Genomic DNA, 21,938 nt, shown 5'->3' on the forward strand with positions numbered 1-21,938 from the left:
TGCATTTAAATATTAACAAAGCGTTAATATTAGGTGTAGGGTAGCATCCTCCCGATGATCATACCATACAGATAAGATAGCCGTGTTACTTTTTTAGCAATGGGTCAATAAGTTTTGGTTTACGCTGTAGAAGACTGGTAAATATTAAAGATGCTAAAATGAATATCTCAGAAATTCGAAATAAGGTCATAGGTCCAAAAATCTGCAGTGCTATTATTATGTAATTAGCTGTTTATCAGCATTTTGTTGTTGTTGTAGTTGACAATGTTATAAACATTTGAGCGAAAGAGTTGCACCTTACCCTACTAAAAAAGCAAATATAAAAATGTTTTATAAAGTATAAATAATTTATAATCAGTGTATTACATAGACTAATATTATACGACGTTTTCTTCTTCAAACCAAAAAATACACCAAGAATTTGTTAAGAACTTTGTTTTAAAAAACACATAGCAATTCGCATCTTTGTAAGTGTTGTGAAGGCACTGACTGTCAGTGTACTGCAGCGAAGTATATTTTTATAATTAAAAAATTTTTAAGCCAATGGCAGTAAAATTTAAGGCGCAAGCCAAACGAAACCCTCAGGACATTCCATTACCTGAGAAGTACTACGCAGCAGCGATAGCTGATGGCGAAGTAGATTTAGACATGCTCGCGGAGCAAATTGCGTACGAGTGTACGGTCACCGAATCGGATTGTTATGCCGTGTTGCTCTCTTTAGAGCGTAACATCATTCAATCCTTGGATGCTGGTCGTATTGTAAAACTCGGCCGCTTGGGTAATTTTCAAGTCGGTCTAAGCTCGGAAGGAGTGGACACTGAAGACGAGGTCAACGCCAGTCTCATTACAAAATCACGTATTTTGTTTAGACCAGGAAAGCGTTTACGGCAATTACTAACGTCCTTGAGTTACAAAAAAGCGAGTTAGGATCCGCTTGTTACAATAGCCTAGAGCTATGTTGGCCTTGAGTGTTTCTTACCGCTCAAGGCCTTTTTTTTAAATACAATTGTTGTTCCGATAAAGCGAAGCGCCTCGGCATCTCATCATAGCACAACAAAAAATCTTTAAAACTCCCGCAACTTCCTTTAAAAAGGTCAGCACCTTATTGTAAAGCGTTCTGCACCTTGTTAATTAAAGTTCGGCACCTTTCCTACTAAAGTTGCGCAACTTCCATAAGGTTACTAATTTTAGGGGTGTTACAGGTCTTATTTTTAGGTTTCGACCTCAGATTATTTTACGGGAAAAATGAATTGAAGCGAAGGGATAAGCAAAAATGAACAGGAGTAAAAACACACTAGCATTAAATAAAGCCATAAAAAAAGCCTAAAAAGCGAGTTAGGATCCTTGTTTTTTAGGCTAAAGCTATCTTGGCCTTGAGCGTTTCTTACCCACTCAAATCGATAGTATGTGGTTACAAAAGTACAGATTTATGGCTTTGACGCCTAATTTTATAGACTTTTTTGCAGGTGCTGGTGGGTTTTAAGACCAAGCAGAGGATAAGCCTGATACACGTTGCCTTAATCATTTGTTAAATGAAAAGGCAGATTTTTTTATGGGAGGTTATGGGAATTAGTTTAGTTTTGTTTCCATAAACAGAAACCTATCTAAACGTTGCTTAGAGACGTGTTATGACGTTTCCATGGTTTACATTATATTGTAACAAGAAAATAAGCGATAGTTCCTTTCAGGTAGAGCGTTACATGCCATACCAATGGTTAAGCAAAGAGTAACTAAAATGAAGAAGATAACAAAACAATCAAAAATATACATTGCAGGGCATAAAGGTATGGTCGGTTCGGCCATTTGGCGTTGTTTAGAGGCAAAGGGGTACACCAACCTCATTGGCAAAAGCAGTAAAGCACTCGATTTAAGACAGCAGTCTGAGGTGTACCGGTTTTTTGATGATGAAAAGATAGAGGTGGTCATTGATGCGGCGGCACGTGTGGGTGGCATTTTAGCCAACAATACCTATCCCTACCAATTTCTGATGGAAAACATGCAGATTCAAAATAACCTGATTGATGGTGCCCTATCGCATGGTGTTGAGAAGTTTATATTTTTAGGAAGTTCCTGTATTTATCCAAAGCATGCCCCACAACCCTTAAAAGAGGAGGCGTTGCTTACGGCACCTTTAGAGCCCACTAACGAGTGGTATGCCATTGCAAAAATTTCGGGTGTTAAGGCCTGTGAAGCCATCCGTAAGCAATATCATAAGGATTATGTGAGTATGATGCCCACCAATTTATATGGGAGTCACGATAATTTCGATTTAAAAACCTCACACGTCTTACCGGCGATGATCCGAAAGTTTCATGAGGCCAAATTAAACGATCATAGTACTGTACAGCTTTGGGGCACTGGCACTCCAATGCGCGAGTTTTTGTATGTAGACGATTTGGCAAAGGCGGTAGTCTTTGCTTTAGAGAACCAATTGCCAGAGCATTTATATAATGTAGGGACAGGCAAGGATATCACCATTAAGGAACTGGCAGAAACCATTCAACGAATCGTCGGACACCAAGGGGCCATCGTTTGGGATAGTACAAAACCAGACGGCACCCCACGGAAACTCATGGATGTGTCTAAGTTAAATGCCTTAGGGTGGCACTACCAAACCGAGTTAGAGGAAGGCATACAAAAAACCTATCAATGGTTTTTACAACATCAAGACAACTTTAAGGAAGTAAAAATTTAATGAAGAGTACTAATGACAAACAATAAGACGCAAAAAGTAGCATTCATTACGGGCATTACGGGACAGGACGGTGCCTATCTGAGTGAATTTTTGTTAAAAAAGGGCTACGTGGTACATGGTTTAAAACGCCGTTCATCACTGTTTAATACCGACAGGATCGATCACTTGTACCAAGACCCTCATGTAGACCATCAAAACTTTATACTACATTATGGCGATATGACCGATAGTACCAATCTAACACGGTTGATCCAAAAAATTCAACCCGATGAGATTTACAATCTTGCGGCCATGAGTCATGTACGGGTATCTTTTGAGATGCCAGAATATGTGGCCGATGTAGATGGTATCGGCACCTTAAGACTATTAGAGGCCGTACGTTTATTGGGTTTAGAACATAAGACCCGTATCTATCAGGCTTCGACTTCAGAGTTGTACGGAAAGGTACAAGAAGTACCCCAAACCGAAACCACACCGTTTTATCCAAGAAGCCCTTATGGGGTGGCCAAGATGTATGCCTACTGGATTACGGTGAACTACCGGGAAGCCTATAACATGTTTGCCTGTAACGGAATTTTGTTTAACCATGAATCGCCCATACGTGGAGAAACTTTTGTGACCCGAAAAATAACCAGAGCGGTCGCTAGGATTGCCTTGGGCTTACAGGATAAGTTTTATCTCGGAAACCTTGATGCCCAGCGCGATTGGGGCCATGCCAAAGATTATGTGCGTATGATGTGGCTAATTTTACAAGCAGAACAACCAGAAGATTGGGTAATAGCTACTGGCAAAAAAACGACCGTACGCGACCTTGTCAAAATGGCCTTTGCAGAAGTGGGCATTAGCTTGCGTTTTGAAGGAGAAGGTCTTGATGAAAAAGCATTTGTAGTGTCTTGTACTAACAGAGCCTACCAACTGCCAGTGGGTAAAGAAGTATTGTCTATAGATGCCAGATACCATAGACCTACCGAAGTAGAACTGTTAATTGGAGATGCTTCAAAGGCCAAAGAAAAATTAGGTTGGGAATGCCATTACCAACTAAGTGATTTAGTAAAGGACATGATGCAGAGCGATCTCAAGCTGATGCAAAAGGACCAGTATCTAAAAGACGGCGGTTACCAAACCATGAACTATTTTGAGTGACTACAAGTTTGAGTGAAGCTTACAGTTAAATGATACATTGAATAGGGGTTACTTTCAAATACCAAAGGCTTATATATGTCTTAACTTAAAGTCTCCTTTGTTATGATGCTAAGAGAATTGTTTTAGATTTGCCTAATCGTATTTCAGTTTTAAATAAAAAGCCTCGAAAACACTTAGATGAGAAGCAATAAAATTCTTAATGGTTTGCTCAATAAACTGAGTTTTGACAAAAACTCTTCAGAAGTTTTTGTGCAATCCTTTAAGTCTTCAATTGTTAAGGCTTCTGGAATGGCTTTTGGTATAATAGTAAGTATTCTCCTTGGGAGATACTTGGGGCCTGATGGTATTGGAATTATCAATCTTTCCAATAGGGTGGTTTCTATATTGTTGTTAATAGCTCTTTTTGGCATGCAACAAGTTATTGTAAAGGAGGTGTCTCTTGGTGCTAGTAAAAGGGATAATAAGAGAATAGCAAGCAATGTTGTAACTACCTATTTTTTTAATGGTATCCTAAGTATTTTTTTGGTAACGGTCATGATACTTCTTACACCTTGGTTGGCCAATACTGTTTTTGATAATCCGGAACTTGAAATCCCATTACTTATTTTTTTGATTATTGCACCATTTCAGGTATTTGCACGGTTATTTTCTTCTGGGCTAATAGGCTTTAGAAAAATATGGCAAGCCAGTTTAGTAGACCAAGCATTGAGTTTAATCTTAGTAAGTATAGGCTTGGGTGTGATAGTATTTTTTAATTTAGAATTTACCGTAATTAATGTAGCATGGTGTTATGGTATTTCTAGAATTCTTGTCTTTTTAGTTACTGGGATTTATTGGCACAGCCTTTTTAAAGAATACAAGCAAGTAAGCAATAAGCTAAAGTCTATTTTAAATATGGGGTTTCCTATGTTTGTAGCGTCATTAACCGCATCGTTGTCTAATAATATTGATATTCTGTTTTTAGGATTTTTAAGTACAACCTATGAGGTGGGTTTATATACGGTGGCCGCAAAGATTGCATTTATGACGTCTTTTTTTCTTGCAGTTGCGCATAGCGCCATATCCCCAAAAGTGGCTATTTTATATGATGATGAAAATAAGGCACCCTTAGAAAAAATGATACAAACTATTACTTTGATATTAGTGATACTTGGTGTATTGAGTTTATTGATTTTTGTAATATTTGGACACACACTTCTAGGTATTTGGGGGACTGAGTTTAGAGAAGCCTATCTTTTATTGGTCATTCTTAGTATAGGGCAATTTGTAAATATTGCTACAGGTACCGTAGGGTCGTTATTTTCCATGACTGGTTTTGAAAAGAATTTATTATGGATTAATGTAATATATCTTGGGTTTAATATTTGCATTTCATACGTTCTTATCTCAATGTATGGAGCTCTTGGAGCAGCTGTAGCAATGGCTGTCTCTGTAGCACTATTTAATATCTTCAAAGTGATTATGGTCAAACGGTTGGTAGGTATTAATTTAATATCAATAGGTTTTTTGAAAAAATAATAATGACGCAGCAACTTAAAATAGAGCGCTTCAACAAGGATTTACCATTGATAGCAGATTTACGGGCATTGATAAAGGAGAAGTATGCAGATTTGTTTTACGCAGTCATTGTTCATGGGAGTGTGGCAACCAATGAAGTTGTTCCCTATAGTGATTTTGACGGGCTATTAATCATAAAAGATGAGTTTGCTAATTCAAACCGATTGCAACGGTTTAAATTAGACTCCACGAAATTGATATTGAAGTTTGATCCGTTGCAACACCATGGATGGTTTCAAATTAAAGAAAGTGATTTGAATAATTATCCTCAGTATTATTTACCCTATGAAATATTAGAACACTCCAAAGTTATCTTTTCAAGAAAAGATGATTTGTTACTCAATATAAAGTTTGACGAATCAAAAATTGATTATAAAAAAAGTTTAAGTCAATTAATTACAGGCATACAACAGCAATTAGATGGTGATGTTTCTAAAATGAGAATGTACGAGTTCAAAAGCTATTTAAGCAAAATTATGCTCTTGCCATCAATGTATTATTCAGCAAAGTATCGAAAAGGCATATTTAAAAAAGACAGTTTTGAGCTTGTAAAACCACTTGTTTCAGAAAATGCTTGGCATTGTATTGAAGTATCCTCAGATATACGACAAAATTGGTCTTATAAAATTTCAGTATTCCAAAAACGCATTATGACTTTGCCAAATCGTATTTTTAGACGTCTTACAAAAAGATACATTTCACCAAATATCCCACAAGAATTTTCAAATAAAATTGATTCTAAGTTTTATAAAAGTCTCGAAGAATTAATTGATAAGATTAATAAAGATATATTTGTAGCTTGATTGTTATTTTATGGTAAAAAAATCACTTAAGCTTTTACGATATTATTTTCAAAAAAAAATATTAAGAACTAGGAGAGATGTTCCAATTTATATTTTTGGTTATCACAAATGCGGAACCAAATTACTTGGTAAAGTATTTCTACAATTGAGTTTAAAATATGGCTGGGAGTATAAAAGTGTAGCTGGTTCTACTGATAAAATTCCAGATGCAGATGTGGTTTTCTTTCTACATTCACAAATAGACTATTCTAAATTGCCAGAAAAGTACATAGGAATTCATATGGTTAGAGATCCTAGAGACATCATTATTTCTGGTTATTTGTATCATAAAAGAACTACTGAAGAGTGGTGCGTAAATAAGAACTTCCAAACAAGTAAGCCAATTAAATATCCTCAAGTACCTAATTCTCAAATGTACCGTTCAGAAGAATGGAAAGTTAATTACTTGAAGAGTTTAGAGGGTATGTCTTATCAAGAAAAAATCAACTCTCTAGATCAAGATGAAGGTATAATGTTTGAAATGAACCACTATGGTAAATGGACAATTGAAGACATGCTTAAATGGGATTTTGATAAAGCCAATTGTCTTGAGTTGAAGTTTGAAGACGTCATGAGCAATTATGATAATGAAATGATGACGGTGTTTAAACATTGTGGTTTTTCAGGAGAACAACTACAAGTTGCTAAGGCTTACGCAGATAAAGAAGATATGAACAAGATGAGCAAAAAGGATATAGAAAAGAATCCGCATATATCCTCTGCTAAAACTAAAAAATGGGAACGTTACTTTACCAAAGATCACCTGAAATATTTTAATGATAATTACGTAGACGTTTTAAAGAAGTATAAATATTAACTAAGCATGAAATTAATAGATATACCCAAAAAATATAATGAAAATGTCTACCATGATGTTATCGATAATCAAGTTGAGAATCTATCAAAAGTAGAAGGTGTTATCTCTATTTATCAAATTGGTGGGCTGTCAACACCGGGTATTTCAGATATCGATTTAGTGGTCGTGTTTAAAGATGGAGTGCAATACCATAAAAACCCACGTGTTTTCAACTCAGGTATAGGAAACTATTTATTTACGCACGGTTTGTATGGTGCATCAGAAGGCCAATTTCAAGACTGCTTAAAGTATACGTTTTTTCACAATTTTAGGTTGCTATACGGGAAAGATATCAATTTAGATAATACAACCAATCCCAAAAACCAACAGATTTTAAAGGAACAGATTGCTTTAGAGTTTTTGTTTAAAATGTACATTAATCTGGCGGTTCAGAAGTCTTATAAAACTATTAAGCTAAGATCACTTTTCTTGCACATAAAGGCATTACCTTATGATTTTGAATTTCTAAATATTAATCCTGTCGAGGTTTTAGACCTTGTTCATGAAGGAATTCGTTTAAGAAATGATTGGTTAGAAGGAGGTGTTTCAAAACAAGATGTCGTAAAATGGTTTAGATTGTTCTTTAAGACCTATGAGTTGTTTTTAGTAGATCTTTTTAAAGATAAAAGCCTGTGTGCACCTTTGTTGAATTTCAAAATTGCACCAAACATTAATATCTCTAATTCCGAAAAGCTAAGTTTTAGCAAGAAAGGATTTGTGTTTCCTGATGCATTCAATATTTTGGATAAAAAGTATTTTAAAGCATTGAACAGGTTCAATACTTTTAATTTTAACATACCACTCAACTTAGACGCTCCGGATATTGTAAATTCTTATTTTAATTATGCTAATGAGGTTGGCAAATACAATAAAGCCCACTTACCTCATTTTATGACCTTAACGTCTAGTCTAAAAGTCTATAAGGAATGAGCAGTAATAGATTGAAAATAGAGTGGTTAACTAAGTCATTAGCAATGAAAGCATATTTTGATGGTGATAGGACGATGCAATACACAGGAGGTACGCTTTATGAAATAGATGCAATTGAAACCTTGTCTAAAAACTATGACATTTCAGTTAACTTTAATTATATAAAGACTGAAAATACTCTTACATACTATTTCAAGCGTCATAAAAAATTTCTTAATGCTGATATTTGTGTGACCGATCCTTATGTTCTAGCATTTAATAAGCTAGATTATAAGAGGTACAATATTGCAATCATCCATCATATTGACGAGGGCTTGACTAAACAAACTAAGTTTGGTAAATATTTTTTAAAGCAACTTTTAAAAAATTTAGCTAAAGTAGATTTAGTAGTAGTTGTGTCTAAATATTGGGAAAATTACTTGGCTTCTAAAGAGATACAAAATATTAAAATTATTTATAACTCATATCACTTAGAGGATTTTGAAGTTGAAGATTATAAATTGGCGAAATTAAAAAAGAAGCTACAGCTAGATTCAGAAAAACCTACAATCTATTTAGGTAAACTCGGAAAAGGTAAAGGTGTGGAAAAAGTATTGCAGTATATTGATGTTTCTAAATATAATTTGATAGCCACAGGGAAAAACAAATCAACATCTGATTATTACAGAACAGTTTTTTTACCAAAAGAGGACTTTCCTGCATTATTAAAACTTGCAGATGTAGTATTGTGTATGTCTACGATGCCAGAAGGGTGGAATAGAGTTGCACACGAAGCTATGCTTGTAAAAACACCAGTAATTGGTTCTGGATCGGGCGGTATGAAAGAGCTTCTTGATAACGCTGGGCAAAGTGTAATTACAGAATTTTCACAACTTGAATCCAAAATTCAAAAGGTAATAGAAAATAAAATGGAGTTAGGTAATTTAGCCTTCGACTATGTAAAACAGTTTAATTCGGAATACTTTAACTCAGAATGGATCTCAATAATTAAAAATGCAATTCAGAAGGTTAATAGGTAAAGGCTATGTGTGGAATAAACGGAATTTTTAAAATATCTCATTCAGACCTCAATTTATCAAAGCATATTACTGCTATGAACAATAAGTTATCTCATAGAGGGCCAGATGATAATGGATTTTGGATTGATGAGAGTGAAAAACTAGCCCTGGGCCAGACTCGCCTAAGCATATTAGATTTATCTAGTGCTGGTCATCAACCTATGCATGACTTATCAGTTAATAATACTATTACTTACAATGGGGAGATATTTAACTATAAGTTACTCAATGAGAGGTTTTTAAAACACGAAAAATTTAATTCTCATTCAGATACTGAAACCTTGTTGAAGCTTTACAAGAAGTTTGGTATAGAGATGCTAAAGCATCTTAACGGCATGTTTGCATTTGCATTATGGGATTCAGAAAAAGAAGAGTTGATTCTGGCTAGAGATCGTTCAGGTAAAAAGCCACTTTACTATACTCAAATGAATGGTCATTTTTTATTTTCTTCTGAACTAAAAGCCTTATTTGAAATACCATGGGTAAAAAAAGAAATAGACGGAAGAGTTCTTTATGACTTCTTGACATTTAATTCGGTCCCTACACCCAACACAATGTTTAAAGACATTTTTAAGTTTAAGCCAGGGCATTGTATGGTTGTTGGTAAGGACGGCATTAAGGCTTATGAATCTTTCAATGATTTAAAATATAAAAAACTCAACTTTACTTCTGAAAAGGAGTTAGAAGACCTCGTTTATAATAAGTTAGAAGAATCGGTAAAGCTAAGAATGATTTCAGATGTACCAGTAGGAGCTTTTTTAAGCGGAGGTGTAGATTCTTCGGCTATTGTGGCGCTTATGCGCCAAAATACTCCTAACGAAATTAAGACCTTTACTATTGGTTTTGAAGATCAGCCCGATTATAACGAATTGAAATATGCCGATAAGATATCAAAACGTTATAATACCAATCACTTTGTCAAAACTGTAACGCCCAATGACCTACTGGAATTTATTCCAAAGATTACAGATATATACGATGAACCTCAGGCAGATACCACGGCAATACCTATTTACTTTATCTCTCAACTGGCAAAGGAGGAGAATATTAAAGTGGTTTTAAATGGTGATGGTCCAGATGAATTATTTAGTGGCTATAAAAATTATGAACGTTATGTAAAAACATATCAATATTATAAGATTGTAGAAAAAGCGCCTGGTTTTATTAAGGGAATTGCAAATACTTTAATCAATAAAATTAGACCAGGCAGTCCTATAGGCGAAATAATCAATAGATTAAATAATAAGCAAGATTTTTATTGGCCAGGAGCAGGAGGGATGAAAGAAGGAGTAAAAAGTAGCTTAATCTCTAAAGAATTTATGGAGAGTGTCAATGGACATTCGTCATATGATTATGTTCAGAAGTTAAAAAAGGACTATTATACATTTTTAGATGGCCAGGAATTTGATTTTATTAATTGGTTATGTTATTCAGGTTATAGACAAGCGATAACCGAGCGTTTTTTGTTTAGAGCAGATCGCTTGGGTATGGCACATTCCATCGAAGCTCGTAGTCCGTTTTTAAATCACGAAATGGTGCAGTTGGCCTTATCCATCCCGGGGGAGTATAAAATAAAAAATGGGGTTAATAAATACATTTTAAAAAAATCACTAGAGCGCATATTGCCTAACGAGATATTATACAGAAAAAAAATGGGGTTTAATTTGCCAATTAGAGAGTGGGCAAAGGACACAATATATAACGGGGTCAAAGATGAAATTAAACAGTTTAATAAAGAAACAAATTTATTTAACTTAAACACGGTCAATTCTCAACTTCATTATTTAAAAGCGGGTAATGAAGACTATACCAATTCAATTTGGACCATATACTTCTTGATCCATTGGTACAAAAAATGGATTTAGATCTAATATTTATAATTTTAGATTGAATGGATAAGATACTGATAGTAGGGTCTAATAACAATGCAGCACTAGCTATTGCTCAAGATTTGGGCAATGATTATAAAATTATTTGTTTCGGGTTCAAGGAAGATTTTAATAAGGTACAATACTCGCGATTTCTTTATTCTTATCATAATATTTCAAAAGTATCATCTATCAAAGAAATTGAAGATAGTATTGTCAAATTGACTATTGAAAAAAAAATAAATTTTATCATTCCAACTAATGACAGGTTTACTTTGTTACTTAGTAGAGATACTATCAGATCAAGAATAAATAACGTTATAATTACAACACCAGAGTACAAAATACTAATCAATGGAATAGATAAACTTAAAGTTACTAAAATTGCTCAAAAAGTAGGATTAAAGACACCACTAACCTATTTAAATAGTTATGAAAAGATTAGTAAGTTTCCAGTTTATATGAAATCAAGAATTAGTTGGGATATTACAGAGGGTAAGTTTGAAAAGGGGATTGTGAAGAAAATTAACAATCATGTTGAATTAAGAAGCCATTTACAAAACTATGATACCAATAAAATATATATACAGAATCAAGTTTTTGGTAATGGTTGGGGTTTAGAGGTTATTGCTAAAAATGGTATTCTGTTAAATTATTTCGCACATTTAAGACTAAGAGAGTCAAATCCTAAAGGGGGGTATTCATCTGCAGCTAAATCTATCATCCCAAAAAGTTTCTACTTGGAAAAAATAAAACTTATTTTAAAAGAATTGAATTGGACTGGTGTAGCAATGTTTGAATTTAAAGGTGACTACCAAAATAAAGATTCAAATTTAATTGAAATGAATTGTAGGTTTTGGGGTTCACTGCCTGTGGCTTTGCATTCAGGGAATAGATTTCCTTATAAGCTCATCAGTATGCATGAAGGAAAAAAAATAAACCAGTCGGAATACAACTCAAATATTAAAGTGCGTTGGCTCCAAGCAGACATTATACATTTCATTAAAGTATTAACTCTAAAAAATAGAAAGCACTATAATATTCCATCCCCACTAGTCACTTTTAAAAATGTTTTTTTTAAGAAAATGAAAGGTTATAATTATATTCATGGTGACTGGAGACCTGGTTTTTATGAGATAACGATTGGTTTTTTAAAAAAAATATATGGTTAAAGGAATACTACATGTTCATTCTGATTTTTCCTATGATGGAATTAATTCTATCGAAGAAATTGCTAATTGGGCGAAGTCTGAAAAAATCGATTTTGTTATCCTTACGGAACATGATAATGATTTTAATGATGAAAAATTTGACTCTTATTTAGAGGAATGTCGCAAAAACTCAAATAATATTATTATCGTGCCGGGTATTGAATATTCTTTTGGAAAGAAAAGACACATTCATATCAATGTTTTTGGTATTGATCAATTTTTAAATACAAATAATACTATAGAGGATATCCCGAGATTTTTAAAAACGGTTAAAAGTTTGAATGGTATAGCAGTTTTAAATCACCCAAAATCAATAGTTAAGGAGCTGGGATTTATTGATCTATCCAGTCTATTTGGTGTTGAATTATGGAATACCAAAAGTGACTTTCTATATTCGCCAGACCCCAGAACATATAAATTAGTAAAAGAAAAATTAATGAATAAAGCTGTTTTTGTTACATCTGATATTCATACCATTCCAAAAAATGAATATGCAAAAATTATTTCTATGGAAACGGTTGCTGACATCAATAGTGTAGTTACATTGATAAGAAATAGAAGCTTTTATTGTGTTTTCAATAATGCTATAATTGAAAATACTTTTAAAGATATTCAATTGAACAAAGTTCTTTTATTCTTAGCTGGTTCTCACCATAAAACTTATAGATTTTTAAGAAGTATTAAAAGGGTTTTAGGATTAAATGTGTCACCCAAAATTGTTAAAATGATAAAACTAAAATGAGTTTAAAAAGTAAAATCTACAAAGGGTTCAAGAATTTTGCTAATTCAAAGGCTTCAAGAAACAGTGATTTCGGTAGCAGAATTTTTATTTATCATAATGTTGGGGACGGCCAGGTAGATGCTTTTGAAAAACAAATGGTGATTTTAAAATCAGAGTTTGATGGTTTCGTTAATGTCACAGAATTTGTGAAATTAGTTCAAGATGGTTTATTGAACTCAAAAAAAATTGCTTGTATTACTTTTGACGATGGTTTCTATGATGTTTATAAAAATGCAAAACCAATTTTAGACAAATTAAATATTTCTGCTACTATTTTTTTAAATCAAATGTTGTACGAATTAACAAATGAGCATCCAGAAAAATTAGAAGGATTTGTTAATGATAAATTTCCACGCCTATCTAGAAGTCATCAAAATTTAAGAGGACTTACAGCAGTACAGCTAAAAGAATTTATTGAAGACGATTATGAAATAGGTGGGCATACTTATTCTCACGTGTCTGTGTCAAAAATAAAAGGCAGTCTATTCGAACAGGAAATAACCAATCAACGTCAATTCCTAAAGGACAATTTTGGATATGTCATTAAGTCTTTTGCCTATCCATATGGTCGAAAAAAGGACATTCCGTCTTGGGGAGCTAAAATTTTGAAAAATTGTGGCTACACTAGTGGGTTTACTGGAATAAGTCAAGACATAAGTAAATTTGAAAGAATTAATCAGTTTGAGTTTCCTAGAACTAGTGTGTCATTAAATATTTCTGAACAAGAGTTTAGAAATTTAATTAAAGGTAGCGCCGATATTTTAGATAAATTAACAAGACAGTACAAATGACGAAAAGGATTTTATGGGTTACCGCTAGTTTTAATCATTATAAAGCACGTTTTTTAAATCATTTTGGGGCTGAAAATAGTATTGTGCTAACCTTGTTAACTGGAACCGGTAGAAGCAATATGGGGGATCAAGAAATAGATGAAGATTGGTCTTTTAAACATATAAAGGTTGAAGTGCCTAAAAAGGATTTTGGAAGGTCTAAACAAGTTAAAGAAAAACTACAAACCATATTTGCAGATTTTGACTGGGTTTTAATACCTGCAGAAAAGAAGAATATTTCCTTATTGTTATTTACGCTAAGTTTGAAAAATAAGCATCCCAGTGTTCGACTTTTTTCATATAACCATTTGCAATTTAAATCTAAAAACAGACTACTTTCTATATCTGATAAGACGTTGACAAGATTCTTTTATAATAGACTGGATCGCGTTATTTTTTACACAGAAGAAAGTTGTAAACGTGCCGTTAATATGAAAATGATTAATAAAAATAAAGCCTATTGGGCTAATAATACTATCGATACTACAGAGGTTGAAAAGTATTATCAATTTGAGCTGCCACCCAAACATGAGCAAAGAATACTTTTTATTGGTCGATTAATTACCTCAAAACGAATAGATGATTTAATTGTCTATTATGAAGCATTACAGAGGCATTTGCCAAATCTCTATTTAGACATCATTGGTGATGGTCCAGAAGGAGCAACAGTCAATAAAGCCATAAAACACAATAAAAATATTATATGGCATGGTACCATTGTAGATGAGGCGCGCATCGCACCAATTATGCGAAGAGCGTCCCTAGTATTGGTGCCAGGTCTGTCAGGCTTATCCATCAATCATGCCTTTGCTTATGGTAGACCATATATTACATTAGCAGCCGAAAAACACGGACCAGAAATAAGTTATGTAGTCCATGGTGAAAATGGCTATGTTTTAGATCGCAATTTTGGGGAGAACATCAAAATATTAAAAAACCTTCTTGAGGATTATGAGCAGCTTGCTGCGTTTTGCAGAAATGCAAAGGCGACAGGAGATACTCTAACGGTTGACCAATGGGTGGTGCAAATGAAATCAAGCCTGATAGATGCAGAATAATAAGAAGCCAAAAATATTATTTGTAGGACCAACTCCACCACCGTACTCAGGTCCGGAATTGAGTATGCAACAATTTTTGGAATCGGATAGCCTCAATGAAGCCTTTGATATCAAATTCTTAAAAACAAACTTTAGAAAAGACAACACCAAAAAAGGAAAGTTGGATCTATCTATGCTCGGTAATTTTTTTAGTTACTTTTCAAGATTACTTAGGTTGTTGTTTGCTCATCGCTTTAAGTGCGTCTATTACCCAGTAACACCAACACAAATTGGTTGGATTGGACGAGATACGTGGACCATCTTATTGAGCAAGCTGTTTGGTGCAAAGGTCATCATTCATTTAAGGGGAAGTCATTTTAAATTAAATTTCCAAACGTTTAATGGTGTTATAAAATGGCTGGTAGGTTGTAGTTTAAGACGTGTAGATAGAGCCATTGTTCAGGCAGCCTATCTTAAAGACCAGTTTCAACCTTATATAAATGAGTCAAACGTGTCTGTACTTTATCAAGCTATGGATATTAATGTGTATTCTAATTCTCATAATACAGCCCAAGAGGATGGTAAGATTTTAATAATGGGTCATATGACCAAGGCTAAAGGTTATACTGATATTTTAAAAATAATTCCTGACATTTGTGAAGCGTATCCTCATGTAAAATTTTACTTTGCAGGTAATATGAGAAGGGGTGAGCGCGGTGTGTTTTACAACCAATACACTGGTAAAAAAATTCAGTACGAAGACCCTTTTGAGGCAGAACAGCATATATTGCAGTCTAAATATAGTGGTAACTATGTTAATTTAGGAGTCATAAGCGGAGATGAAAAAATGAAGCACATACAGTCCACAGCTATTTTTTTAACAGCCTCATACTCAGAAGGGTTTTCGAGGTCTTTATTGGAAGCCATGGCTATGGGCAAACCTGTGGTCTATACTCCTGTTGGGGCACACCGTGAGGTTTTTGAACATGGTGTTCATGGTTATACGTTTGTACCAGGGGATTTAGAACAAATGAAAGCAGGTCTTACGGCATTGTTGGCTAATGGATCCAAAAGATTGGAGATAGGTAGAACTAACAGATCCTACGTCGTTTCAAATTTTTCTATTGAAAGGATTGCCTCAGAGTTTAAAAGTATAATCTTTAAAACATTGGAATCATGAAAACCCTAATTCGCAAATTGATACATTATTTAGGAAATGTATTGCGTTTTTTTCAAATGACATTCCTAAGAGCATCTGGTGCTAAAATAGGGAAGAATACCATGATTAGTTTAGGAGCCAAAATCGATGTTCGACGAGGTAAAATAACCATAGGCGACCATTGTTTAATAACTCATGGATGCTATATTTTATCGCATGATGGTGCGGCACACGTTATTGATGCTAACGACAATGGTACAGGTTATGTTACCATTGGGAATCATGTATTTATTGGGGTGAATTCAGTAGTGATGCGTAATGTTACCATTGGTAACCATGCGATTATTGGTGCTGGTTCGGTCGTTAATAAAGATATTCCGGAAGGAGCCATTGCTGCAGGGAATCCCGTAAAAATCATCAAACAGTTAGAGCCGCCTTATCAGCCATTACCAAAGGTGCATAAAGATTTATCATGATTATAGTTCCACTATTAATTATAGTTGTCATCTTCATTGTAAGATTTCAAAAGGGTATGTTCGCTGCGTTACTGATTATTGTTGCCACAAAGTCATTATTAGACGCTTTTTGGGAATATAGAATAGGACCATTATCTTTTATTTCATTTCAAGGTCTAGTCATTCCTTTCCTTTTCATGAAAATTTATTCGAATAGAAAAGTTTTGCCAAAAGCAATTTCAATAAATGCTTCTTTAATTATAATTTCATACTCGATTGGTTTAATTTTTGCTTTACCAGTAGAACCTTTAGCTACTTTCGAGTTAATAATAATTAATATCAATATTTTTTTAGGTTTCTTCCTAATTCCTATGCTTGTAATTACCCCTAAGAGACTTAAGCAGTTTTTATTAGCTTTAATATTTGGTGGTATTTTTCCTATATTGGTTAGTGTATATCAATTCATTACAGGAGATATATTTCATGTACGAGAAACTGTAAATTTAAGTCGGTATGTTGGATTTTATCACGATGCATTTCCCGTAAGATTCTATGGTTTAATGACCTTATTTTCTGTTATTGTTTATTTTAAATATTTTAAACCAAAAAATAATATTATATCATTGTGTTTAGCAGGGGTTGCAATTGGCGCTATTTTTTCTATTTATTTAGTTTTTAGTAAAGCTGGTATAGGTATTTTAGTTTGTTGGGCTGTGTTGCTTATCTTTTCTAAGAGGGGCCATAAGAATTTCTTATTTTTAGCCTTGGGCCTACTTGTAATTATATTTTTGTTTGGAAGTGATTTCTTCTCTAATATTGAGCAATTGTTTAGTAAGGAGATAGATTATCAAGAAGGCGTTAATAAAGACGCGCGTTATACTTTAGCAGGTCGTGGTTATATTTGGCAAAAATTATGGGCACTTTTCCAAGAGCGTACTTTATTTTTCCAATGGTTTGGCAATGGTTTTAATAGTCCAGCACATAACGAATTTTTAAGGGTTCTTTTATTGAGTGGTTTTGTGGGATTGATATTTTTTGTTCTGTTCTTATTTAACATTGTTAAGACAATATTTAAGTTTTGTAAAAGAGATGAAGCTATATTTTCTTTAATGTTGTTGACGGTATTTATTTTTGATTGCATGGGGCTTATTCCAGGTGTTTTCTATTATTATAACATTATTATTTGGGGCTTTATCTCTTTTTTCATTTTAAATAAGAAAATTATATAAATCTTGACTAATAAAAGATTGATAGAGTTTGATATTATGACAGGAATAACAATTTTAATTGTTATTTATGGTCATATGCTTTTTGATGGAAACTTACCATCCTGGTATATTAAATCTAGACTGATTATTTACCGATTTCATATGCCGGTCTTTATGTTTATATCTGGCTTTATAATATCTTACAGTTACAAGCCAGTTAATAATTTATTAGAATATTGGTATATGGTTAAGAGAAAGCTTTTAAAATTTGCACCTACTTATATTCTATTAGCGATAATTTTTATTTTATTAAAAATTTTGATAAATGGGGCCTCCTCAGATCAAACTAGAAAAGACATTTATTATGCCATTTTTATTCCGATTCAGTCACCATCAGGATTTTTATGGTATATCTATGTGTTAATGCAATTTTATATAATCTTTCCGTTATTAGAATGGATTGCAAATAAGAATATATTATTGTTGATAATATTAGGCTTTGCAATACATTTTATAGATGTAACATCTATGTTTAATCTAGATTTGTTTGCATTTTATTTTATTTTCGTCGCTTTTGGAATTGTAGCTAATAGGTATTACAATATTTTTAAAACGTTTTTTAAAAAAATCGGCATAATAATTATAAGTCTGATCATAATATTAAGTTGTTTTAATCATATGCCTTCTAAGCTACCTTTTGGTATTTTGGCTATACCTTCAATTTATTACTTATCCTTAATTTTAGCCAAGTATAAAATTGGAACTTATTTAAGTTTTCTAGGGAAGAATGCATATCAAATGTATATTTGGCATACATTAATTATGGGCTTTGTTTATATTTTTTTTACACGCATACTTAATTTAGAAGTGTCTATAATTATACTAATGATTGTTTTCGCCTCAGGGGTGATTATGCCAATATTAATTAAGAAATCAATCATAGAAAGAAGTCATTTTTTAAAGAATTTTTTTAAATAAAGCACATCAATGCATCAACTCACACAAAAACTAGGCTCAGGCGATATGGTGATTCAAGAAGTGCCTTATCCACAGGTAGGTAAAGGGATGGTTATTGTTAAAAATCATTACTCTATTATTAGTGCAGGAACAGAGGGCTCTACCGTAGTTGCGGCAAGAAAGAGCTTAATTGGTAAAGCCAAAGAGCGCCCACAACAAGTGAAGCAGGTGATAGACACCTTAAAAAAGCAAGGGCCTGTACAAACCTATCGTGCCGTGATGAAAAAGCTGGACGCCTATTCGCCTTTAGGTTACAGTTGTGCTGGTGAAGTGATAGAAGTGGGTGAAGGAGTCACAGAGTTTGAAGTGGGTGATAAAGTGGCCTGCGCTGGTGCAGGTTATGCCAACCATGCTGAGGTAGTGGCAGTTCCGGTAAACCTTTGTGTAAAATTAGAACACGAGGCCAACCTTAAAGACGCCGCATACAACACACTAGGTGCCATTTCCATGCAAGGGGTTCGTCAAGCCGATTTAAGATTAGGGGAGTCTTGTGTAGTCATTGGTTTAGGGTTGTTAGGGCACCTGGCCGCCTTAATTCTTAAGGCTTCTGGGGTGACCGTCATTGGTATTGATGTGTCCGAGGCTGCGGTTAAGCAGGCTGTAGACCATAACGTTGTGGATTTAGGGTTAACACGGAATGCAGCAGGTGTGGAAGAGCAAATCTTAAATGCGACTAAAGGCCATGGTGCCGATGCCGTGATTATTGCCGCGGCAACATCGAGTTTAGATCCCATTAATTTTGCTGGTGCCATTGCCCGCAAAAAAGGAAAAGTGGTCGTCTTAGGTGCGGTGCCAACAGGGTTCGATCGCGATCCGTATTGGTACCGTAAAGAGTTAGAGTTAAAGATGGCCTGTTCTTATGGTCCAGGGCGTTACGACCTTACTTATGAAGAAAAAGGCATCGATTATCCTTTGCCTTATGTCCGTTGGACCGAAAAGCGGAACATGGAAGCGTTCCAGAATTTATTGACTACCAAGCGTATCGATATCGGCTACTTAACCACGCACGAATTTGAATTTGATAAGGCCAAAGCCGCATTTGATTTGGTCGTCTCCAAATCCGAACCCTTTACAGGGATTTCTTTAAAATATGATACGTCTAAAGCGATTTCTAAAGCTAAAATCACAACATCAGATGCGACTAAACTAGGAAAGGTCAATATTTCATTTATTGGTGCTGGGAGTTATGCACAGGGCAATTTGTTACCTAACATTCCAGAGGCTTCGGAGGTTACTAGAGTAGGAGTGTTAACCAATACAGGGACGACCTCTAAGCGTGTGGCTGAAAAGTTTAAGTTTCAGTTTTGTGCCACCGAAGAAGCCGATGTATTGGATGAAAATACCAATACGGTATTTGTAGCCACACGTCATGATTCGCATGGCCCTTATGTTTTAAAAAGTTTACAAGCCAATAAACATGTGTTTGTAGAAAAACCGCTATGCTTGTTAGAGTCAGAATTAGATGCGATTATTGAGGCGCAGTCTGTAGCTAATAAAGCAGTAATGGTCGGTTTTAATCGACGCTTTTCACCCCTAACAACAAAACTTAAAAAAACGGTGGGTACTAATCCAATGACCATGATCTATAGGATTAATGCCGGAGCCATTCCAAAAGACACCTGGATTCAGGATGCTGAAATTGGTGGTGGCCGAATCCTAGGGGAGGTGTGTCACTTTATAGATTATCTGACCTACCTCAATGGCAGTTTACCAACAAAAGTATCGGCATCAGCATTACCAGATGCCAATCAATTAAACGATACCCTAAACATTTTAATTCAATTTGAAAATGGCTCTTCCGGAGTCATAGGCTATTATGCAAATGGGTCTAAAGCGATGACTAAGGAATATGTTGAGGTGTTTTCAGCGGGTACGTCAGCAACGTTGAGCGATTTTAAAGAGTTAAAGATATACGGAAAAGGAAAGCCAAAAAAAACCAAGCTACTCAATCAAAATAAAGGGCAAAAAGAAATGGTAACAGCATTTGTAAATGGCTTGCTTGAGGATGGTCAAGCTCCAATTTCTTTTGAAGAGATTGTTGCCGTCACGAAGACATCGTTTAAAGTTTTGGAATCTATAAAACGTGGAGGAGAACAAGTTGATATCTAGTTTTAAAAATAGCTTTCAAAAACTTAAGTCTTACTGCGAAACTGAAAACTTCGCCGGTTGGGATCCTTACGACGGTTTAAACTCAAAAATCTTTCAGGCCCTGCCTTTAAAACATTGGGATGTGGCACGTTTGGCTTGGATACAAGGCTTTAAACGCAGCCCAGTGAATTTTAGAAAACTATTATTGGTACCCAAAGAGCACAACGCAAAAGGGCTTGCCTTGTTCCTTTTGGGCTATTGCAGGTTATACCAAGCAGCACTTGAGGGAAAGACTGCGTTTGGAACATCTGAAGCGCTTCTGGAGAAGATTAAGGATGTCACAAAATTACTTTTGGACATGAAGGTAGAGGGCTATGCAGGGGCGTGTTGGGGCTATAACTTTGACTGGCAAGCTAGACGATTGTTTTTGTTTAAAAAAAATACACCAACAGTAGTAGCCACGGCATTTTGTGTGGAAGCATTAATAGAAAGTTATAAGATTACCCGAAACGAAAAGGTCCTTGAAGTGGCCTTGTCATCAGCAGAATTCGTGCTGCAGGACTTATCCCGAACGGAGCATGGAAAGGGACATGTCTTTTCATATAGTATTACCGATGGAAACAATACTGTAATTAATGCCTCTTTGTTGGGATCTAAAATTTTAAGTTATGCCTACAAATACAAGAAAAAGCAAACGTATTTTGATATGGCGAAAAAGGCCGTCATAGCAGCTCGTGATTTACAAGAAGAGGATGGCTCATGGATTTATGGCTTGCTACCAGTGCAATCCTGGAAAGATAGTTTTCATACCGGTTTTAATTTAGATGCCATAGCCACCTATCAGCAAAATACGGAGGATATGTCCTTTAAGGCCTGTATAGATAAGGGCTGGGATTATTATACAAAGCACTTTTTTGAAGCCGATGGTAAACCCAAATACTATCACAATAAAACCTACCCGATAGACATTCATTGTCCGGCTCAAGTCATAGTCACAGCCTCTAAACTCAATGAGTTTCAAAACAACTTGGAGTTGCTGGAACGCACATTACATTGGACGATAAAACACATGCAGTCCAAAAAAGGGTATTTTTACTACCAATACAGAAAAGGATTAAGCTCTAAGATATCCTATATGCGTTGGAGCAATGCCTTTATGTTTAATGCTATGGCACATTATTACTTAGAAATAAACACATAATC

19 protein-coding genes are annotated in these 21,938 nt (G+C 34.6%); all 19 read left to right on the top strand.

Annotation, left to right across the window (positions count from 1 at the left end; genetic code table 11):
• Positions 1-543: 543 nt before the first annotated feature.
• The 19 genes from ACFQ1K_RS01320 to ACFQ1K_RS01410 all read left to right on the top strand — a co-directional run bounded on the left by ACFQ1K_RS01320 (position 544) and on the right by ACFQ1K_RS01410 (position 21,936).
• Complete coding sequence (locus tag ACFQ1K_RS01320; RefSeq protein WP_320555464.1) at positions 544-927, top strand: HU family DNA-binding protein; 384 nt, start codon at positions 544-546, stop codon at positions 925-927.
• A gap of 817 nt (positions 928-1,744) precedes the next feature.
• On the top strand, positions 1,745-2,695 hold the full coding sequence (locus tag ACFQ1K_RS01325) for a GDP-L-fucose synthase family protein (protein ID WP_320555475.1): 951 nt from the start codon (positions 1,745-1,747) through the stop codon (positions 2,693-2,695).
• A 12-nt stretch (positions 2,696-2,707) separates the two neighbouring features.
• On the top strand, positions 2,708-3,838 hold the full coding sequence (gene gmd / locus ACFQ1K_RS01330; protein ID WP_320555463.1) for a GDP-mannose 4,6-dehydratase: 1,131 nt from the start codon (positions 2,708-2,710) through the stop codon (positions 3,836-3,838).
• 177 nt (positions 3,839-4,015) lie between these two features.
• Complete coding sequence (locus ACFQ1K_RS01335) at positions 4,016-5,356, top strand: flippase (protein WP_320555462.1); 1,341 nt, start codon at positions 4,016-4,018, stop codon at positions 5,354-5,356.
• Between the two features lie 2 nt (positions 5,357-5,358).
• Positions 5,359-6,198: a nucleotidyltransferase domain-containing protein gene (locus ACFQ1K_RS01340; RefSeq protein ID WP_320555461.1), complete on the top strand. Its 840-nt coding sequence runs from the start codon at positions 5,359-5,361 to the stop codon at positions 6,196-6,198.
• Positions 6,199-6,343: 145 nt separating this feature from the next.
• Positions 6,344-7,054: a sulfotransferase domain-containing protein gene (locus ACFQ1K_RS01345; RefSeq protein ID WP_320555460.1), complete on the top strand. Its 711-nt coding sequence runs from the start codon at positions 6,344-6,346 to the stop codon at positions 7,052-7,054.
• Between the two features lie 6 nt (positions 7,055-7,060).
• The gene (locus ACFQ1K_RS01350) at positions 7,061-8,023 is read left to right on the top strand and encodes a hypothetical protein (protein WP_320555459.1); all 963 of its coding nucleotides are present in this window, start codon (positions 7,061-7,063) and stop codon (positions 8,021-8,023) included.
• On the top strand, positions 8,020-9,042 hold the full coding sequence (locus ACFQ1K_RS01355) for a glycosyltransferase (RefSeq protein ID WP_320555458.1): 1,023 nt from the start codon (positions 8,020-8,022) through the stop codon (positions 9,040-9,042). Before ACFQ1K_RS01350 ends, ACFQ1K_RS01355 begins: the two co-directional genes overlap by 4 nt.
• 5 nt (positions 9,043-9,047) lie before the next feature.
• Positions 9,048-10,946 carry an asparagine synthase (glutamine-hydrolyzing) gene (gene asnB, locus ACFQ1K_RS01360; RefSeq protein WP_320555457.1) on the top strand — a complete coding sequence of 633 codons (1,899 nt, stop codon included), beginning with the start codon at positions 9,048-9,050 and terminating at the stop codon, positions 10,944-10,946.
• Positions 10,947-10,972: 26 nt separating this feature from the next.
• Positions 10,973-12,121: a hypothetical protein gene (locus tag ACFQ1K_RS01365; RefSeq protein ID WP_320555456.1), complete on the top strand. Its 1,149-nt coding sequence runs from the start codon at positions 10,973-10,975 to the stop codon at positions 12,119-12,121.
• Complete coding sequence (locus ACFQ1K_RS01370; RefSeq protein WP_320555455.1) at positions 12,114-12,902, top strand: PHP domain-containing protein; 789 nt, start codon at positions 12,114-12,116, stop codon at positions 12,900-12,902. Before ACFQ1K_RS01365 ends, ACFQ1K_RS01370 begins: the two co-directional genes overlap by 8 nt.
• Positions 12,899-13,732, top strand: coding sequence for a polysaccharide deacetylase family protein (locus ACFQ1K_RS01375; RefSeq protein ID WP_320555454.1), 834 nt, complete (start codon positions 12,899-12,901; stop codon positions 13,730-13,732). The genes ACFQ1K_RS01370 and ACFQ1K_RS01375 overlap by 4 nt, the downstream gene beginning before the upstream one ends.
• Positions 13,729-14,829, top strand: coding sequence for a glycosyltransferase family 4 protein (locus ACFQ1K_RS01380; RefSeq protein WP_320555453.1), 1,101 nt, complete (start codon positions 13,729-13,731; stop codon positions 14,827-14,829). Before ACFQ1K_RS01375 ends, ACFQ1K_RS01380 begins: the two co-directional genes overlap by 4 nt.
• Complete coding sequence (locus ACFQ1K_RS01385; RefSeq protein ID WP_320555452.1) at positions 14,819-15,988, top strand: glycosyltransferase family 4 protein; 1,170 nt, start codon at positions 14,819-14,821, stop codon at positions 15,986-15,988. Before ACFQ1K_RS01380 ends, ACFQ1K_RS01385 begins: the two co-directional genes overlap by 11 nt.
• Positions 15,985-16,443 carry an acyltransferase gene (locus ACFQ1K_RS01390; protein ID WP_320555451.1) on the top strand — a complete coding sequence of 153 codons (459 nt, stop codon included), beginning with the start codon at positions 15,985-15,987 and terminating at the stop codon, positions 16,441-16,443. The genes ACFQ1K_RS01385 and ACFQ1K_RS01390 overlap by 4 nt, the downstream gene beginning before the upstream one ends.
• On the top strand, positions 16,440-17,651 hold the full coding sequence (locus tag ACFQ1K_RS01395; protein ID WP_320555450.1) for an O-antigen ligase family protein: 1,212 nt from the start codon (positions 16,440-16,442) through the stop codon (positions 17,649-17,651). The genes ACFQ1K_RS01390 and ACFQ1K_RS01395 overlap by 4 nt, the downstream gene beginning before the upstream one ends.
• Before the next feature lie 36 nt (positions 17,652-17,687).
• On the top strand, positions 17,688-18,608 hold the full coding sequence (locus tag ACFQ1K_RS01400) for an acyltransferase (protein WP_320555449.1): 921 nt from the start codon (positions 17,688-17,690) through the stop codon (positions 18,606-18,608).
• Positions 18,609-18,617: 9 nt separating this feature from the next.
• Complete coding sequence (locus ACFQ1K_RS01405; RefSeq protein ID WP_320555448.1) at positions 18,618-20,756, top strand: Gfo/Idh/MocA family oxidoreductase; 2,139 nt, start codon at positions 18,618-18,620, stop codon at positions 20,754-20,756.
• Entirely contained in the window at positions 20,731-21,936 is a 1,206-nt protein-coding gene (locus tag ACFQ1K_RS01410; RefSeq protein ID WP_320555447.1) for a delta-aminolevulinic acid dehydratase, read from the top strand. The genes ACFQ1K_RS01405 and ACFQ1K_RS01410 overlap by 26 nt, the downstream gene beginning before the upstream one ends.
• Positions 21,937-21,938 lie beyond the last annotated feature (2 nt).

Origin of the sequence: Winogradskyella aquimaris (genome assembly GCF_042676105.1) — a bacterium.
GTDB lineage: Bacteria > Bacteroidota > Bacteroidia > Flavobacteriales > Flavobacteriaceae > Winogradskyella > Winogradskyella aquimaris.

Excerpts from the sequence above, each read along its gene's own strand:
- ACFQ1K_RS01320 (WP_320555464.1), top strand. The coding sequence starts at position 544 with ATGGCAGTAAAATTTAAGGCGCAAGCCAAACGAAACCCTCAGGACATT.
- gmd (WP_320555463.1), top strand. The coding sequence starts at position 2,708 with ATGACAAACAATAAGACGCAAAAAGTAGCATTCATTACGGGCATTACG.
- ACFQ1K_RS01335 (WP_320555462.1), top strand. The coding sequence starts at position 4,016 with ATGAGAAGCAATAAAATTCTTAATGGTTTGCTCAATAAACTGAGTTTT.
- ACFQ1K_RS01340 (WP_320555461.1), top strand. The coding sequence starts at position 5,359 with ATGACGCAGCAACTTAAAATAGAGCGCTTCAACAAGGATTTACCATTG.
- ACFQ1K_RS01350 (WP_320555459.1), top strand. The coding sequence starts at position 7,061 with ATGAAATTAATAGATATACCCAAAAAATATAATGAAAATGTCTACCAT.
- ACFQ1K_RS01355 (WP_320555458.1), top strand. The coding sequence starts at position 8,020 with ATGAGCAGTAATAGATTGAAAATAGAGTGGTTAACTAAGTCATTAGCA.
- asnB (WP_320555457.1), top strand. The coding sequence starts at position 9,048 with ATGTGTGGAATAAACGGAATTTTTAAAATATCTCATTCAGACCTCAAT.
- ACFQ1K_RS01365 (WP_320555456.1), top strand. The coding sequence starts at position 10,973 with ATGGATAAGATACTGATAGTAGGGTCTAATAACAATGCAGCACTAGCT.
- ACFQ1K_RS01370 (WP_320555455.1), top strand. The coding sequence starts at position 12,114 with ATGGTTAAAGGAATACTACATGTTCATTCTGATTTTTCCTATGATGGA.
- ACFQ1K_RS01375 (WP_320555454.1), top strand. The coding sequence starts at position 12,899 with ATGAGTTTAAAAAGTAAAATCTACAAAGGGTTCAAGAATTTTGCTAAT.
- ACFQ1K_RS01380 (WP_320555453.1), top strand. The coding sequence starts at position 13,729 with ATGACGAAAAGGATTTTATGGGTTACCGCTAGTTTTAATCATTATAAA.
- ACFQ1K_RS01385 (WP_320555452.1), top strand. The coding sequence starts at position 14,819 with ATGCAGAATAATAAGAAGCCAAAAATATTATTTGTAGGACCAACTCCA.
- ACFQ1K_RS01390 (WP_320555451.1), top strand. The coding sequence starts at position 15,985 with ATGAAAACCCTAATTCGCAAATTGATACATTATTTAGGAAATGTATTG.
- ACFQ1K_RS01395 (WP_320555450.1), top strand. The coding sequence starts at position 16,440 with ATGATTATAGTTCCACTATTAATTATAGTTGTCATCTTCATTGTAAGA.
- ACFQ1K_RS01400 (WP_320555449.1), top strand. The coding sequence starts at position 17,688 with ATGACAGGAATAACAATTTTAATTGTTATTTATGGTCATATGCTTTTT.
- ACFQ1K_RS01405 (WP_320555448.1), top strand. The coding sequence starts at position 18,618 with ATGCATCAACTCACACAAAAACTAGGCTCAGGCGATATGGTGATTCAA.